Here is a 16,221-nt window from a genome sequence, read left to right on the forward strand (position 1 = left end):
TGGATTACCAGCCAGCATGGGCTGCGATGGTGGCGGCAATCGCCAGTGCTACGGCACTGGGGTGACGTTTCTTCGAATAGTTCAGCAGTTCCGGATGCTCTGGCACAAAACTGGTGTCAAATTTACCGGCTCGGAAATCGGGATTGTCCAGAATCTGCTGGTAGTAATTGGCGGTGGTGGTAATCCCGTGCAGACGCATGTCGTCCAGCGCACGTTTGCCACGGGCAATCACTTCGTCCCAAGTCAATGCCCACACCACGAGCTTCAGGCACATGGAGTCGTAGTAGGGAGGGATTTCATAGCCGGTGTAGATGGCGGTATCCACCCGCACGCCGGGGCCGCCCGGTGCGTAGTAATGAGTGACCCGGCCGAAGCTGGGTAAGAAATCGTTCTTGGGGTCTTCCGCGTTGATCCGGAATTGCAGGGCATAACCGCGATAGGAAATGTCTTCCTGTCGGTAGGTCAGGGGCAAGCCTGAGGCAATACGCAATTGCTCCCGAACAATGTCCACGCCGGTAATGGCTTCGGTGATGGTGTGCTCTACCTGTACCCGGGTGTTCATCTCCATGAAGTAGACTTCGTTACCGGTGAGCAGAAACTCTACCGTGCCAGCGTTTTCATACCCCACGGCCTGCGCTGCCTTGACGGCCAGGCCACCAATATACTGACGCTGCTCGGGCGTAAGCTGCGGGCTCGGCGCGATCTCGATCAGCTTTTGGTTTCGGCGCTGAATGGAACAATCCCGTTCATAAAGGTGAATGGCATTGCCTTGGCTATCCCCGAGGATCTGCACTTCGATGTGCCGCGGGTTGACGATGCACTTCTCCATAAACACTTCGGCGGAACCGAAGGCTTTGGTGGCCTCGGAAATCACCCGCGGATACTGGGTTTTCAATTCCTCAGCGGAATCGCACCGGCGAATGCCCCGGCCGCCGCCGCCAGACGTGGCTTTGAGCATAACCGGATAGCCGATTTCATTGGCCAGCTTGAGGGCTTCATCCAAATCGGCCAGGTTACCTTCTGAACCGGGGGTGATAGGCACGCCAGCTGCCCGCATACTGTCGCGGGCCTGGGTTTTGTCGCCCATTTTGTGGATGACGTCAGATTTTGGGCCGATAAACGTAACCCCTTGCTGCTCGCAAAGCTGTGCGAACCGGGCGTTTTCGGACAAAAAGCCGTAACCGGGATGGATGGCGTCGCACCCGGTTTCAATGGCCAGATTCACAATCCGGGCGGGGTCCAGGTATCCGGCGATCGGATCTTCCCCCAAAGAGTAGGCCTCGTCAGCCCGCTTAACGTGTAAGCCGTATCGGTCCGGCTCGGTGTAGATAGCCACCGAGCGGATACCCATCTCAGCGCAGGCGCGCACAATTCGCACCGCAATCTCGCCTCGGTTGGCGATCAGAACTTTCTTCAACATGGGAGATTCCTCGTTTCGTCGTCCCGAATGAAGGTTTTAGAAGAGTAACGAGAAATGCTGATTAGTAAAAATTGATATTATTTCGTTTATGTATAATAAATCTGTTATAGGTAGTTTTGAGAGGGCGAATCTATGCCGCTAAGTATCCAAAAACTGGCCAACCGGCTGACCTTTCGTCAGCTTCAGGTTTTTAAGGCCGTATACGATTTGAAGAGCTACAGCAAAGCCGGCGAACTCTTGGGGCTAACCCAGCCCGCAGTCAGTAGCCAGGTGCGTCACCTTGAACAGGCGTTGCAAATGCCGATGTTCGAATACGTTGGGCGCAAGCTTTACTGTACGGCCGCCGGGGAAGAAATGGCGGCGTGTGTGACGAGTGTATTTCATGAGCTGGCCGATATGCAGAATCGCCTGGCGGCACTTGAGGGCAGGGTGGCTGGCGACTTGCGCTTGGTAGCGGTCAGTACCGCCCAGTATGTGGTGCCTTATCTACTGCATTCGTTTCTTGAACAAAACCCACAGGTCAATATCTCTGTGGCGGTGGTTAACCGCGCCACTGCGTTGGAGCGATTGAATGAAAACAGCGATGACTTGGTCATCATGGGCATGGTGCCGCAAGGCAAGCCGTTAACCTCGTTGCCCTTTTTAGACAATGAATTGGTACCGGTTGTGCCCGCGGGGCACCCGTTGCTTGCAAAGGGTACGGTTAACCCTGAAGAGTTTTTAGGTGGCCAGCTACTGATCCGGGAATCGGGTTCGGGTAGCCGGTTGGCGTTGGAGGTGTATTGTCAAAAACATCGTTTGAAAATGGAGCCTGTAATGGAACTTGGCTCAAACGATGCGGTAAAGCATGCGGTTCTGGCAGGATTGGGTGTAGCTGTTATTCCCAAACTGAGCATTCTGTCGGAATTGGCTCTAGGTTCTCTTGTGGCTTTGGATATCAAAGGGTTTCCCTTAAGGCGGAGTTGGTGTGTGGTACACCCTCAGGGGCGACATCCGACTCCGGCTATGAAGGCATTTATTGATTACATACAGCGGAATATTGCCGAGTTCGACCGTTTGTTTCGGCGGTTGGGTTCTTAGGTTGGTGCTTTGGTTCCGTTTCTAGCCTGCTACTTTTGCGGGCGGGCCTTGGCGGGAGGTGTCTCCCAAAAACCGCTCCTTCGGCACATCCATGTGGCGCTTCTGCTCCGCCATCCATGGCTCCGCACATTTTTGGGAGACACCTCCCGCCAAGGCCTTCGGGCGCACGGAGAAATAGTCAGAGCGTTCATGGGTGTTTTAAATAGGTTATTTGCAGAAGTGAGACGGGGTGGGTTTTAGCCCCCTTCCCAAAAATTTCGTAGGCCATGGATGGCCGGAGAGAAGCGCACATGGATGTGCTCGTAGCGGTTTTTGGGAAGGGGGCTAAAACTCACCCCCTCCCCATACTTTCTCAGGCTGGGGCCTGATTTAAAGTCCCCCGCCAGAGTTGGCTCTTAGCCACCAAGCTTACGCAGAAGAATCTCGTTGAACAGCTTAGGGTTGCCTTGGCCCTTGGAGGCTTTCATCAATGGGCCCATAAAGCCGCCAAGCATCTTCTTGCGCTTCTTCGGATCTTCCTCGCCCTGGAACTGGGCAACCTGATCCGGCATGCCGGCCAGAACCTCGTCTACCATCGCTTCCAGAGCGCCCGTATCCGACACCTGCTTCAGACCCTTGGCGTCGATAATCGCATCCACGTCATCGTTCTCGCCGGTCCAAAGAGCCTCAAACACCTTCTTCGCACCGGAAGACGAGAGCGTGTTGTCGGCAATACGAGTCACCAACGCACCCAGTTGAGCGCCCGTGATCGGAGCGTCGGCTACCGACTTCTCTTCCGCATTCAAGCGCGCAGAAAACTCACCTTGAACCCAGTTGGAAGCCAGTTTCGCGTCCTTCCCATGCTCAACGGTTTCCTCGAAGAAACCGGCCAGCTTGGCGTCTGCAGACAGAATGCCCGCATCGTAGTCGTTTAGACCATACTGCTCCTTGAAGCGAGCGCGGCGAGCATCGGGCAGCTCGGGCAAACGGGCGCGGGCCTCTTCAATGAAGCTGTCGTCGATTTCGACTGGCAGCAGGTCCGGGCAAGGGAAGTAGCGGTAGTCGTTAGCTTCTTCCTTGCTCCGCATGGAGCGGGACTCGTCCCGGTCGCCGTTGTACAAGCGGGTTTCCTGAATGATCTCGCCGCCGTCTTCCAGGATATCCATCTGGCGCTCAACTTCGTGCGCGATGGCCTGTTCCATAAACCGGAAGGAGTTCAGGTTCTTGGTTTCGGTACGGGTGCCGAGAGTGTCAGAGCCTTTGGGCTTCAGAGAGATGTTCACGTCGAAACGCATAGAGCCCTGAGACATATCACCGTCGCAGATACCCAGTGAAGTCACCAGACTGTGCAGCTTCTTGGCGAAGGCCACAGCTTCTTCGGCACTGTTCATGTCCGGCTCGGTCACCACCTCGATCAGCGGTGTGCCGGCGCGGTTCAAATCGATGCCGGACATGCCGTGGTAATCCTCATGCAAGGATTTGCCAGCGTCTTCTTCCAAGTGTGCGTGGTGAATGCGAACCCGCTTGGTGCTGCCGTCGGACAGGTCGATGTCAACGTGGCCAGGACCCACAATCGGCTGCTCCAATTGGGTGGTTTGATAACCCTTGGGCAAGTCCGGGTAGAAGTAGTTCTTTCGCTCAAACACCGAGCGACGACCAATCTCGGAATTGGTGGCCAAACCAAACATGACGGCATAGCGAAACGCTTGTTCGTTCGGAACCGGCAGCGTGCCCGGCATGGCCAGATCAACGGCGTTGGCCTGGGTGTTGGGCTCAGCGCCAAATGCGGTGCTGGAGCCAGAGAAAATTTTGGTTTTGGTGGCAAGCTGAACGTGAATTTCCAGCCCGATCACGATATCCCACTGCATGTGTTCGTCTCCTTATCCGGGCTTATTGAGGTTCACGCTGGTGCCAATCGGTCACCTGCTGGAATTGATGGGCGGCGTTCAGCAAACGCGCTTCAGAGAAGTAATCCCCGATAATCTGCAAGCCAACCGGCAAGCCGTTCACAAAGCCTGCGGGCACCGACATGGCCGGAATGCCTGCCAGGTTAATGGCAATGGTGAATACGTCTTCCAGATACATAGTCACCGGATCCGTCGTCTTCTCGCCCTGCACGAACGCGGGCGAGGGCGACACCGGGCTCATCATCACGTCCACTTCTTTGAACGCGTTGATGAAGTCTTGCTGGATCAAACGGCGAACCTTCTGAGCCTTGAGGTAATAGGCATCAAAGTAACCGGCTGACAACGCATAACTACCGACCAGAATCCGGCGCTTAACCTCGTTGCCGAAGCCTTCCGCCCGGGTGCGGGTGTACATGTCCATCAGATCTTTCGGGTTCTCGCAGCGATAGCCGTAACGCGCGCCGTCAAAACGGGACAAGTTGGCAGAGGCTTCCGCCGGAGCAATTACGTAGTACGCAGCGATAGCCAGTTTGGCGTTCGGCAGGGACACTTCCTTCACCGTAGCGCCCAGCTTCTCGTATTCGCGCACCGCATTGCGAACCTGCTCTTCCATAGCGGGTGACAATTGCTCGCTGAAGTATTCCTTCGGCAGGCCAATTTTCAGACCTTTCAGCGGCTCGTTCAGCGTCGCGGTGTAGTCCGGCACTTCCCGGTCGATGCAGGTGGAGTCCTTCGGATCAAAACCCGCCATCACATTCATCATCAGCGCCGCGTCTTCCGCCGTGCGGGCCATAGGGCCGCCCTGATCCAGCGAAGAAGCAAACGCAATCATGCCGTAACGGGAAACCCGGCCATAAGTCGGCTTCAAACCCGTAATGCCGCACAGCGCCGCAGGCTGGCGGATAGAACCGCCGGTGTCAGTACCCGTCGCTGCCGGCACCAAACGCGCCGCAACAGCCGCAGCAGAACCGCCGGAAGAGCCACCCGGAACACGCTTGTCGCCCCACGGGTTGGTCACCGCACCAAAGAAGCTGGACTCGTTGGAAGACCCCATGGCGAACTCATCCATGTTGGTCTTACCCAAACAAACCGCACCGGCCGCTTTAAAGTTTGCGGTAACCGTGGCGTCGTAAGGCGGGACAAAATTCTCCAGCATCTTCGAGCCGCAAGTAGTGCGAACGCCGTTGGTGCAGAAAATATCCTTGTGGGCAAACGGAACCCCGGTCCACGCCGTCGCCTTGCCAGCTGCCCGCATCTCATCAGCTGCCTTGGCCTCGGCCAGTGCCTGGTCTGCGGAGATGGTAATAAAACTGTTGTATTTGCCGTCTTCACTCTTCAGACGATCGAGGAACTGTTGCGTCAGCTCCACGCTTGAAATCTTCCCGCTCTCCAGCTCTTTGGAAAGCTCTGCTACGGATTTGTTATGCATCATCAATCCTGAAATCTTTGATGGTCAGAAAAATGCCGGGTAAAAGGCAGTGGCTGCTTACTTGAACCGTTTCACTCAATAACCTTGGGAACCAGATACAGCCCATCCTCGGTCGCTGGCGCAATCGCCTGAAACGCTTCCCGCTGATTGGTTTCGGTAACCTCATCCGCGCGCAAACGCTGAACCGCATCCAACGGATGCGCCATCGGCTCCACGGCCTCTGTATCCGCAGCGCTTAATTGATCAACCAGATCCAGAATATTGCCCAGATCTTTCTCCAGAGCCGAAACCTGCTCGTCATCCACTTTGATGCGGGCGAGCACGGCAACTTTTTCAATGTCCTCGCGGGAAATGCTCATGTTGCCTCCAATAAAGCATGTGTGAATACAATTTAATACAATGATGCCCGTACGCGCAGCTGAGGCTGTTTATGACCGCACCTGCGATGTCCGGGGATGCCTTGGGGAACTGCTTTCCAAAAATGTGCGCAGCCATGGATGGCGGAGCAGAAGCGCCACAAGGATGTGCCGAAGGAGCGGTTTTTGGAAAGCAGTTCCCCAAGGCATCGTTGCACCTGTTGAAAACAAGCCCGATATATTAGCAGAAAGCTGCCACAGATTGGCCCCGAAACAACCCATAAAATGTGCAATTAGTAAGCCAGCAGCCCCGATGGCTCCTTGCCTGCACAGGGCCCCGCTGATAAAGTTGCCGCATCCTTCTTTAGCAACCGCAACTCTCAGGTTGAAACAACACGAATGTTAATCAAAAGACTCCGAGGCCTATTCTCCAGCGACCTGTCCATTGACCTGGGCACCGCCAACACACTCATCTATGTGCGGGGTCGTGGCATCGTCTTGGACGAACCGTCCGTGGTCGCCATCCGAACCAGCAACTCCCAGAAAATGGTGGCCGCCGTTGGTTCCGAAGCCAAACGCATGCTGGGCCGAACCCCCGGAAACATCACCGCCATCCGGCCCATGAAAGACGGCGTCATCGCCGACTTCGTGGTCACCGAAAAAATGCTCCAGCACTTCATCCACAAAGTGCACGAAAACAGCTTCATCACCCCAAGCCCGCGTGTACTCGTGTGCGTGCCCAGCAAATCGACCCAGGTAGAACGCAAAGCCATTCGCGAATCCGCACTCGGTGCCGGTGCCCGTGAAGTCTTCCTGATTGAAGAACCGATGGTTGCCGCCATTGGTGCAGGTTTGCCAGTAGAAGAAGCCAGCGGCTCCATGATCGTTGATATCGGCGGTGGCACCACTGAAATTGCCATTATCTCCCTGAACGGCATCGTATACGCCGACTCCGTACGCGTAGGCGGCGACAAATTCGACGAAGCCATCGTAACCTACGTACGCCGGAACTACGGTAGCCTGATTGGTGACTCCACGGCTGAGCGTATCAAACACGAAATCGGTTGTGCCTACGAAGGGCTCGAACTGAAAGAAATCGACGTTCGCGGCCGCAATCTGGCGGAAGGCGTACCCCGTGCGTTCACCCTGAACAGCGAAGAAATTCTCGACGCCTTGCAAGAGTCACTGGCACAGATCGTACAAACCGTTAAAAGTGCGCTTGAGCAGTCTCCGCCCGAACTGGCTTCTGATATTGCCGAGCGTGGCATCGTACTGACCGGAGGCGGTGCATTGCTGGCCGGTTTGGACAAGCTGATCAGTGAAGAAACCGGGTTGCCCGTGATCATTGCCGAAGATCCGCTGACCTGCGTTGCCCGCGGTGGCGGCAAAGCGCTGGAAGTGATTGATCGCAGTGGCATCGGAATGTTCTCCCAAGAGGGTTAATCCCGTGGGGGGAACTCACCATTAAAACAATCTTCGTTCAGGGGCCAATACCCGGCTTCAGACTCCTCCTCGTCATACTGTTATCGGCAGCGTTAATCGCTGCCGATAGCCGTTCTGACAGACTGTCGATCGTACGCAGCTCCATCGAAACGGGACTGGCCCCGGTCTATTGGCTGGGCAATATGCCCACGCGCTTTGGGGATTGGCTCGACGGCTCGTTTGAAGACCACGAAGATCTGCAAAAGAAAAACGAAGAGCTGCAAACCCGCCTGCTGATTCTGGAACGACGAGCGCTGAAATACGCCGCCCTGGCTTCCGAAAACAACGAACTCCGCCGTTTGATGAACTCTGCCGAAGTGTTGGATGACCGTGTCATCGTCGGCGAAGTGGTAGGCGTTTCGCCAGACCCGTACACCCACGAAATCGTCATCAACAAAGGTCAGAGTGACGGTATTACCGTTGGCCAGGCGGTGCTGGATGCCCAAGGCTTGATGGGGCAGGTGATCCAGACCAGCCAGTTTACCTCGCGGGTGCTGTTGGTGTCTGATAGTAGCCATGCCGTACCCGTGGAAGTGTTGCGCAACGGCCTGCGTGCAATCCTGCTAGGCAGTGGCCAACCCGATACTCTGGATCTGGTGCACGTGCCGGACACCGCGGACATTCGCGAAGGAGATGTACTGGTCAGTTCCGGCTTGGGAGGGCGTTTCCCGTCTGGTTATCCCGTGGCTGAAATCACCGAGATCGTAAAAGAACCGGGCGAACCCTTTGTGACCATAGGTGCGGCGCCGAAAGCGCGACTGAATCAGAGCCGACTGGTGCTGGTCGTGTTCCAGCCGAAAACCCGGCAAGATGAAGAGCCGGAGAGCGAAGAGCTGGCTCCGGATGAAGGGGAGGCACCCTGATGCTGTCGGTTATTAGCTACCCACTGTTTTTGATTTCCGTTCTGGTGTCGCTGGTTCTGAGCATTTCCTTGTTCCCTGTGGGCTGGTTCGAATTTCGGCCCGAATGGTTGGGGCTTGTGGTGTTTTACTGGACTTTCCGGGCACCGGCGCAATTTGGCGTAATTCTGGCGTGGTGCCTGGGTTTGTTGCTGGATACTCTTGAGTCTACCCCGCTGGGCGTTAACGCCATGGGCATGGCGTTGATAGCGTTTTTGGTGTTGACAGTACACCAGCGACTTCGCATGTATCCGTTGCCGCAACAATGCCTTATGGTCTTTCTGTTGTTGGGCATCAATCAGATGCTGGTGCACTTTATTAAACAGCTGGTGGGTGCCGAGAATACTGGCTTCAGCTATCTTTGGCCTGCCGTCACCAGTGCCTTGATCTGGCCGTTGTTCAGCAGTGTACTGGACCATATCAATCGAAAACTGGGGTAAAACCATATGCCTGATCTGATTCTTGCTTCCGCTTCCCCCCGGCGCGCTGAATTGCTCCAACAGATAGGCTTAGATTTTCAGGTACAACCAGCGGATATTGATGAAACGCCCGCCTCGTCGGAAACGCCTGAGCATTACGTCGAGCGTCTGGCTCGGGAAAAAGCGCTGAGCATCGCCAGGCAGTATCCGGAAAAGTTGGTGCTGGGCTCTGATACGTCTGTCATCCACTATGAAGAAATATTGGGAAAACCCGAGTCCACCGAGCAGGCTGTGAGTATGCTTCAGGCGTTGTCCGGAAGCACTCATCAGGTATTAACCGCCGTGGCTCTGGCCAAAGGTGCGGAATGTTGGTCCCGGGTGGTGACCACCGATGTCACCTTCCGGGAGCTGGAAGCCGCAGAGATCAGCGCGTATGTTGCCAGCGGTGAACCCATGGATAAAGCGGGGAGCTATGGCATTCAGGGCTTGGGTGGCATTTTCGTCAGTGCGATCAAGGGTAGTTACAGTGCGGTGGTGGGGCTTCCTCTTCAGGAAACTGCGGCATTGCTCGCTCAAGCGGGCCACTCGGTGATCCAGTCCTGGCCGAGAACTAAGGAGAGTCAGCAATGAGTGAAGAAATTCTGATCAACGTAACACCGGTGGAAACCCGGGTGGCGCTGGTCGAAAACGGCATGTTGCAGGAAGCCTACATCGAGCGGACCAGCCGCAAAGGCATTGTTGGCAATATCTACAAGGGCAAAGTGGTTCGGGTTTTGCCGGGTATGGAGGCCGCGTTTGTAGACATCGGCCTTGAGCGGGCAGCCTTTATTCATGCTTCGGATGTTGTCGCGAGCCAACCACCAACGGAAGACGAATCGGACGGCCCGCGAGTGGTCCCGGATATCCGCACTTTACTGCGGGAAGGTCAGTCGTTAGTGGTTCAGGTGACGAAAGACCCGATCGGCACCAAAGGCGCACGGCTGACCACGCAGCTTTCGGTACCCTCCCGGTATCTGGTGTTCATGCCGGGTGTAAAGCACATTGGTATCTCTCAGCGCATCGAAGACGACACCGAACGGGCCCGTCTGAAATCCATTGTTGAAGAAGCCGCCGCAGAGCATCAGGAAGTGGATGGCGGCTATATCATCCGCACCGCAGCCGAAGGTGCGCAGGCGGAAGAACTCATCGCCGACATGGTGTATTTGCACCGGCTGAGCCAGTCGGTGCACGAACGTATCAACAAAGCGCCGGCACCGTCTGCGGTGTATCAGGACCTGCCGCTGTTTATCCGCACCATTCGCGATTTGATCCGCCCACAAACCGAGAAGGTGCGCATCGACAGCCGGGAAAGTCATCAGCGGGTGATGGACTTTGTGCATGAGTTCGTCACCGAGTTTGCCGACAAGGTGGAGTATTACCCTGGCGAACGCCCCATCTTTGATCTGTACTCCGTGGAAGACGAGATCCAAAAAGCCCTCAGCCGCAAAGTGCAGCTGAAATCCGGCGGTTACGTGATCATAGATCAAACCGAAGCGATGACCACCATCGACATCAACACCGGCGCCTTTGTCGGGCATCGTAATCTTGAAGAAACCATCTTCAAGACCAACCTTGAAGCCGCCCGGTCGATCAGCCGGCAGCTGAGACTGCGCAACCTCGGTGGCATTATCATCATCGATTTCATCGACATGGATGATACGGAACACCAAAGACAAGTGCTCCGTATGCTCGAGAAAATGCTTGAGCGCGATCATGCGAAAACCAAAATCACCGGTGTTTCCGAGCTAGGCTTAGTGGAAATGACCCGAAAGCGCACCACGGAAAGCCTCGGGCAAGTGCTGTGCGAGCCGTGCCCGATCTGTGATGGCCGCGGTTTTCTGAAAACCTCTGAAACCGTTTGCTATGAGATTTTCCGGGAAATTCTTCGGGTGAACCGGGTGTACGAGGCGGAAAGCTATCTGGTGATGGCCTCCCAGAACGTGGTTGATCGGTTGCTTGATGAGGAATCTGACAACGTGGCGGATCTGGAAACCTTCATCAAAAAGACCATTCGATTCCAGGTTGAACCGTTCTACAGCCAGGAGCAGTATGATGTGGTTCTGCTCTGATCTCTGAGCGGCCGAGAATTCCAAGGGCTGACCGATAACCATGTCGATCCGCGATGAAGACAGTGTTCAGGCAGACCCGCCACCCGGAGGACTGATCGGCCGCGTTTTGGCGGGCGTTGCCTCGTGCGTGTGGTGGGCGTTGCTGGTTTTTCTGGTGTTACTCGCCTTATACGCGGGCATTGGCCGGCAGCTTACCGCTAATATTGATCAATTCACCGATCGGACTGCCCGAATCCTCTCCGAACAAACTGGTCTGGACATCAGCATCGGCCGCCTTTCCTCTTCCTGGCAGTGGCTCAACCCGTCGGTTACCGCTTCTGAAATCACCGTGCGTCATCCCGAAACAGGGAAAGTGGTGGCAGATCTTGAGTATCTGAATGCCAAGCTGGATTTCCTGTCGTCTTTAATGCGCTTTCGTATTGTATTTGAAAATTTCGAAGCGGACGAGCTTGTGCTCACGTTGACCCGATCAGTCGTGCCCGGGGATGAAAGTCCCGTCGAAGAATTGCTGCAAAACCCGTTGAAAGAGGGGCGCAACCTGCAAAAGTGGCTGGATTATGCCGGCACTTGGCTGTCCGACCCGGAAGTCAGAATTACCCGGGTAAGCCTGACTCTGAATGACGGCAAAGAGCATTTACGCCACATCGATATTCCCCAGTTGGATTTGCTTTACCGCCGTGGGCTGTTTCAGGCCGGAGGGCGTGCAATGCAAAGCGGCACGGCCACCCAGTTGGCGAGCTTTGCCTTAGTAGGGCAGCAATTTTTTCGGGGCGACTTTACCGGGCAACTGTACCTTGACGTCGATTCCGGCCGATTATTCGACGGCCTGGTGGACGACCTCAGCTGGAAAGGCATTCGCGTGGAAGGCTTCGATGTCGGCGGCAAGGCCTGGCTGACCTTTGAAGAAGGCGAACTGGAACAGATTCAGGGGCAAGTCGAAACACCGTATTTGCAGTTGGGTGTAAACAGTCAGTCGCTGGCACCACTGGAACACATATACGCACGGTTCGGCTGGAAGCGGGGCGAGGCACTCATGTTCCAGCAACTGCAGTGGCAGTGGGCCGGAGATGTGGTGCAACCATTCAGTTTCAGAATTCAGCCCGAAGACTATGGCACGGCCCTCGTGGCCGATGCCTTGCCGCTCGACCCACTCCGAAGGCTGATACTGAACCTGCAGCTGTTACCGGAAGTGGCTAATCAGGCGCTGGAGCATTACCGACCGCAAGGTTATGTGGATGACATGCTGTTGCAACTGCCTGAGCAGACCGGAGATTTCAGCTTGTCTGGGCAACTGAGAGAAGTCAGCGCGCAGGCCTGGGAAGGTGCGCCGGGGGCAACGGGGCTTGCCGGGTATTTCGAGTTGTCCGCGCAAGGCGGTTTTGTCGAATTAGATGCCACGGATCCGGTTACTCTGGGTTTTCCTTCCTTATTCGTTGACGAATGGGCTTTTGACTCACTGACAGGGCGGGTGTCCTGGTTAACGGATGGCTCTGTGGTTCGGGTCTTCGCTGATGATCTTGAGTTCGGGTATCAGCAGAACACGGCGATCACCGGCGCGTTCGATCTGAAACTCGACGGACAGGGTGAAGACAACCTTGGTTTGCGAGTGGGTGTCAAAAACGGCACCGCTGACATGCTGGCGGCCTTTGTGCCTGCCTATGTGGTGGATGAAGGGCTTTACCAGTGGTTGTCTACCCGAATTGAAGAGGCAGATGTTCTTGCCGGTGAATATTATGGCCATGGCCGCATTAGCGCCGACGCCCCGGAGGGATCCTTCGTGTCGTCTATGTGGTATGAATTCGAAAATGGCAGGGTTCGCTACGATGATCAATGGCCGGTAGTTACCGACGCGGCTGGCAGGGTCGAGGTTCAGAATGGCGATACCTTGGTAACCCTCGAAAAGGGAATTACCGGTGGTTTAGCGGTTGACCAGGCAAAGGTGCGGGTGGTGCCCGGCCAGATGGGTGACCCTGCTCGAATTCGTATAGCAACCTCGGCGCCTGTCACTGGCGATGCCGTGTCATGGTGGCTGGACAACAGTCCGCTTGGTGAGATGGGTGGGGAAGCGCTGGTAGATGCGGACATTCGCGGGCAGTTCCAGTTGGGCCTGAACATTGATTTACCCTTGAGCGACGCGCCACCGGTTGTTGAAGCGAACGTGCAAACCGATGGTGCCGGGTTTGCTTTGCCTCAAACTGGGTTGGCGTGGCGCAATATCACCACGAACCTGACGTACCACACCGAAGCTGGTTTCTCCGGCGGCCCTGTCAAAGCTGAGTTCTTACAGCAACCGGTCAACCTTTGGTTTGGCCACAGTGGGCAGGGCAGTGCTTTGCACATCCAACAGACTGGCCGTGTCAGGTTGCCGGATTTTTTGAAACAGTTTGATCTGGCGGGCGGCAGCTCATTGGGGTTGAGCGGATCGATGGAATACAGCGCAGGACTGACCATTGGCGAAGAGGGTGTGTCCCCGATTTCGGTATCGTCCGATCTGTTCGGGTTGGCCGTTGACTGGCCGGAACCCCATGGCAAAGAGGCTTTGGACACCGCGCAACTGGATGTGCAGGTTAATCCCTTTGTGGATGAGGGCGTGCAAGTGTCCGGTGAGTGGGTGAACAGACTGGCGTTCGACATGAATCTGAGAGAAGGCGGCGTTGATCTGACCTTCGACCACTTGTACCTTGGCGACAATCGCCTTTCCGATATCCAGGTCAGTGCACTGGATTTAGGCGACCGCTGGGTGGTGAATACCGAGTCCGAACGGGCGGTGGGGCGCGTGGTTATTCCAGACAATGACGGCACGGTTGAAGTGGATCTTCAGAGCCTGACGCTGACTCGGCAGAGCGACGATGAAGAATTAGATGAGCCAGAACTTTTAACGCTTGAACAACAACTGGAAGCGTTTCGGGAACTGGATATTGGCAGCTGGCCGAACATAAATGGCCGAATAGCTGCGTTGACCGTTGGGGATAAACCGGCCGGGCGCTGGGCGTTTAAGCTTCGCCCGGAGGATCACCAGTTGAATGTCACCGAGATTGAGGGGCAAGTCGGCTCGTTAACGCTGACTGGGGATATGATTTGGCGCATTCTGGACGGTCGGGAGGTGACCCTGTTTAAGGGGCAGCTTGCAGGTGGAGCACTCAAGGATCTGGAGCCCATTACCGGCGGCTCCATCCCGTTGAACAACGATGAGACGACCATCGAACTGGATCTGGATTGGCCCGGCAGCCCTGCGCATTTGGAGCTTGGCAAGCTCAGTGGTAACGTCAGTGTGCGGTTAGATGACGGTGTAATTCTTGAGCAAAACAACTCGGCGCAACTGTTCCGGATATTTAACCTGCTGAATACCGATACCTTATGGCGGCGCTTGAGTCTGGATTTCTCGGATCTGTATGAAGCAGGGGTTGCCTTTGATGCCATCTCGGGCAAAGCGGTTATCACCAGCGGCTTGCTCAGCCTGGACCCCGAACTGCAGTTGGTAGGCCCGTCGGGGGCTTTTAAAATCAGCGGCAACACGAATATGGCAACGGAAGATCTGAATATGCGCCTGGTGATGGTGTTGCCGATCACCCAAAATTTACCCTTGGCGGCTCTTTTGATGGGGGCCAGCGCGCCCATTGGGGGCGCCTTGTTTGTGTTGGATAAGATACTGGGTGATCCTCTCAGTAAGCTGACCAGCGCCACCTATACTGTGACAGGTAGCTGGAGCGATCCTAAGGTTGAGTTGAAAGGCGTATTTGATACCGGCGAGTAATTCGGGAGACTGGTTATGACGAAGGTTGCTGCAATTCAAATGGTCAGTGGTCATGATAGTGCCGTCAATCTGGCAGAAGCTGCCCGCCTGCTGAAAGAGGCTGCTGAGCGCGGTGCCAAAGTGGCCGTGCTGCCTGAGAACTTTGCGGTATTGGCCACCAGCCAAATGCGGGCCTGTGGTGAGCAAGAAGTGGGTGACAGTCCCGTGGTCAGGCGTTTTCTTGCGGAACAAGCCAGATTGCTCAGGCTTTGGATTGTCGGGGGCTCCATGCCTTTGGCCAATCGGCCGGACGGCTCGGCCATTGCGGACCGGGTGAGGGCGAGCTGTCTGGTGTACGACGACCAGGGCCGTGAAGTTGCTCGTTACGACAAGATCCACCTGTTCGATGCCATGGTCGAAGACGCCCACGGCCAATATCGGGAATCCGACGCCTTCGAGCCCGGTGCACAGGTGGTGACGGTTGATACGCCGGCAGGCCGTTTGGGAATGGCGATCTGCTACGACTTACGGTTTCCGGAATTGTTTCGTGCGCTTCGGGAGCAGGGGGCCGATTGGGTGTGTTTGCCCAGTGCATTTACCTGGCAAACCGGAGATGCCCATTGGCATGCGTTGATCCGGGCTCGTGCCATTGAAAATCAGGTCTGGGTGGTGGCACCGGGGCAAGGCGGTCAGAACAGCGAGCGGCGGCGGACCTTTGGTCACAGTCTGGTGTGCGATCCATGGGGCAAGGTGGTTGTCGAAATCGAAGAAGGGCCGGGTGTGGCTCTGGCTGATGTCAGTCTGGAACGATTGAAACAAGTGCGGACGCGCATGCCGGTGTGGGAACACCGGCGTTTATAAGTGATCAGCAGCCTTAGTGCTGCTCGGCTTCGTCAATCCATTCCCGAAGCGCACGGAACAACTTGCGAGACTGCCCGGTGTTGGCCTGTTTTTCGACCTCTTTGCGGGCGTTCCGCACCAGATTCCGAAGGTGCTGCACCTCGGCGGTCGGGCAGTAGTCGATAAACTCGCCAACCACGGAATCCCCTTCCGAGATCATCTTGTCGCGCCAGCGCTCCGCGAGATGGTGGCGTCGGGTGTGCTCTTCACTGCCCGCATAGAACGCATCAATGGTTTTGCTGATGGTTTCGGGGTCGTCTTCCTGACGGATTATCTTGCCAATGTATTGCAGATGCCTGCGGCGGGCTTCACGCTGGGTAATACGGCGTGATTCCAGAATCGCCCGTTGCAGTCTGTCGCTGATCGGAAGCGTGGCCAGCTGGTCGTCGTTCAGTTCCAGCATACGCTTGCCGAGATCCTGCAGTTCGTGCATTTCTCGCTTCAATTGCGATTTACTGGGCCCCAGATATTCTGGAAGTTGGTCGTCTGTATGATCAGTCATGTTGTTT

13 protein-coding genes are annotated in these 16,221 nt (G+C 55.8%); 8 read left to right on the forward strand and 5 right to left on the reverse strand.

Annotated features, from left to right (window positions below):
* Positions 1-4: 4 nt before the first annotated feature.
* The gene (locus tag MWU64_RS12205; protein WP_247064668.1) at positions 5-1,420 is read right to left on the reverse strand and encodes an acetyl-CoA carboxylase biotin carboxylase subunit; all 1,416 of its coding nucleotides are present in this window, start codon (positions 1,418-1,420) and stop codon (positions 5-7) included.
* Positions 1,421-1,552: 132 nt separating this feature from the next.
* Here MWU64_RS12205 and MWU64_RS12210 point away from each other — a divergent pair, with 132 nt between their 5' ends.
* Positions 1,553-2,500 carry a LysR family transcriptional regulator gene (locus MWU64_RS12210; RefSeq protein WP_247064669.1) on the forward strand — a complete coding sequence of 316 codons (948 nt, stop codon included), beginning with the start codon at positions 1,553-1,555 and terminating at the stop codon, positions 2,498-2,500.
* 395 nt (positions 2,501-2,895) lie between these two features.
* On the opposite strand, the gene gatB is transcribed toward MWU64_RS12210, so the two are convergent.
* The 3 genes from gatB to gatC all read right to left on the reverse strand — a co-directional run bounded on the left by gatB (position 2,896) and on the right by gatC (position 6,174).
* Positions 2,896-4,347, reverse strand: a complete 1,452-nt coding sequence (gatB, locus tag MWU64_RS12215) for an Asp-tRNA(Asn)/Glu-tRNA(Gln) amidotransferase subunit GatB (protein WP_247064670.1) — start codon at positions 4,345-4,347, stop codon at positions 2,896-2,898.
* Positions 4,348-4,369: 22 nt separating this feature from the next.
* Positions 4,370-5,818: an Asp-tRNA(Asn)/Glu-tRNA(Gln) amidotransferase subunit GatA gene (gatA, locus tag MWU64_RS12220; RefSeq protein WP_247064671.1), complete on the reverse strand. Its 1,449-nt coding sequence runs from the start codon at positions 5,816-5,818 to the stop codon at positions 4,370-4,372.
* Positions 5,819-5,886: 68 nt separating this feature from the next.
* Complete coding sequence (gene gatC / locus MWU64_RS12225) at positions 5,887-6,174, reverse strand: Asp-tRNA(Asn)/Glu-tRNA(Gln) amidotransferase subunit GatC (RefSeq protein WP_199006454.1); 288 nt, start codon at positions 6,172-6,174, stop codon at positions 5,887-5,889.
* A gap of 396 nt (positions 6,175-6,570) precedes the next feature.
* Here gatC and MWU64_RS12230 point away from each other — a divergent pair, with 396 nt between their 5' ends.
* The 7 genes from MWU64_RS12230 to MWU64_RS12260 are packed head-to-tail and all read left to right on the forward strand — an operon-like array spanning position 6,571 to position 15,673.
* Positions 6,571-7,614 (forward strand): rod shape-determining protein, encoded by a 1,044-nt coding sequence (locus MWU64_RS12230; RefSeq protein ID WP_199006455.1) that lies wholly within the window; start codon positions 6,571-6,573, stop codon positions 7,612-7,614.
* A 29-nt stretch (positions 7,615-7,643) separates the two neighbouring features.
* Positions 7,644-8,516, forward strand: coding sequence for a rod shape-determining protein MreC (gene mreC, locus MWU64_RS12235; protein ID WP_348645559.1), 873 nt, complete (start codon positions 7,644-7,646; stop codon positions 8,514-8,516).
* Positions 8,516-8,992, forward strand: coding sequence for a rod shape-determining protein MreD (gene mreD, locus MWU64_RS12240; protein ID WP_247064672.1), 477 nt, complete (start codon positions 8,516-8,518; stop codon positions 8,990-8,992). The genes mreC and mreD overlap by 1 nt, the downstream gene beginning before the upstream one ends.
* Positions 8,993-8,998: 6 nt before the next feature.
* The gene (locus MWU64_RS12245; RefSeq protein WP_247064673.1) at positions 8,999-9,601 is read left to right on the forward strand and encodes a Maf family protein; all 603 of its coding nucleotides are present in this window, start codon (positions 8,999-9,001) and stop codon (positions 9,599-9,601) included.
* On the forward strand, positions 9,598-11,079 hold the full coding sequence (gene rng / locus MWU64_RS12250) for a ribonuclease G (protein ID WP_247064674.1): 1,482 nt from the start codon (positions 9,598-9,600) through the stop codon (positions 11,077-11,079). Before MWU64_RS12245 ends, rng begins: the two co-directional genes overlap by 4 nt.
* 40 nt (positions 11,080-11,119) lie before the next feature.
* Positions 11,120-14,833, forward strand: coding sequence for an AsmA-like C-terminal region-containing protein (locus tag MWU64_RS12255; protein WP_247064675.1), 3,714 nt, complete (start codon positions 11,120-11,122; stop codon positions 14,831-14,833).
* A gap of 15 nt (positions 14,834-14,848) precedes the next feature.
* A complete protein-coding gene (locus MWU64_RS12260; RefSeq protein ID WP_247064676.1) occupies positions 14,849-15,673 on the forward strand; it encodes a carbon-nitrogen hydrolase family protein in 825 nt (274 codons plus the stop codon).
* Between the two features lie 13 nt (positions 15,674-15,686).
* On the opposite strand, the gene yjgA is transcribed toward MWU64_RS12260, so the two are convergent.
* Positions 15,687-16,214 carry a ribosome biogenesis factor YjgA gene (yjgA, locus tag MWU64_RS12265; RefSeq protein ID WP_247064677.1) on the reverse strand — a complete coding sequence of 176 codons (528 nt, stop codon included), beginning with the start codon at positions 16,212-16,214 and terminating at the stop codon, positions 15,687-15,689.
* Between the last annotated feature and the right edge of the window lie 7 nt (positions 16,215-16,221).

This window comes from Marinobacter sp. S0848L (assembly GCF_023016065.1).
GTDB lineage: Bacteria > Pseudomonadota > Gammaproteobacteria > Pseudomonadales > Oleiphilaceae > Marinobacter.

Bases quoted from the DNA above. Each gene is read 5' to 3' on its own strand.
- MWU64_RS12205 (WP_247064668.1), bottom strand. From the start codon at position 1,420: ATGTTGAAGAAAGTTCTGATCGCCAACCGAGGCGAGATTGCGGTGCGA.
- MWU64_RS12210 (WP_247064669.1), top strand. From the start codon at position 1,553: ATGCCGCTAAGTATCCAAAAACTGGCCAACCGGCTGACCTTTCGTCAG.
- gatB (WP_247064670.1), bottom strand. From the start codon at position 4,347: ATGCAGTGGGATATCGTGATCGGGCTGGAAATTCACGTTCAGCTTGCC.
- gatA (WP_247064671.1), bottom strand. From the start codon at position 5,818: ATGATGCATAACAAATCCGTAGCAGAGCTTTCCAAAGAGCTGGAGAGC.
- gatC (WP_199006454.1), bottom strand. From the start codon at position 6,174: ATGAGCATTTCCCGCGAGGACATTGAAAAAGTTGCCGTGCTCGCCCGC.
- MWU64_RS12230 (WP_199006455.1), top strand. From the start codon at position 6,571: ATGTTAATCAAAAGACTCCGAGGCCTATTCTCCAGCGACCTGTCCATT.
- mreD (WP_247064672.1), top strand. From the start codon at position 8,516: ATGCTGTCGGTTATTAGCTACCCACTGTTTTTGATTTCCGTTCTGGTG.
- MWU64_RS12245 (WP_247064673.1), top strand. From the start codon at position 8,999: ATGCCTGATCTGATTCTTGCTTCCGCTTCCCCCCGGCGCGCTGAATTG.
- rng (WP_247064674.1), top strand. From the start codon at position 9,598: ATGAGTGAAGAAATTCTGATCAACGTAACACCGGTGGAAACCCGGGTG.
- MWU64_RS12255 (WP_247064675.1), top strand. From the start codon at position 11,120: ATGTCGATCCGCGATGAAGACAGTGTTCAGGCAGACCCGCCACCCGGA.
- MWU64_RS12260 (WP_247064676.1), top strand. From the start codon at position 14,849: ATGACGAAGGTTGCTGCAATTCAAATGGTCAGTGGTCATGATAGTGCC.
- yjgA (WP_247064677.1), bottom strand. From the start codon at position 16,214: ATGACTGATCATACAGACGACCAACTTCCAGAATATCTGGGGCCCAGT.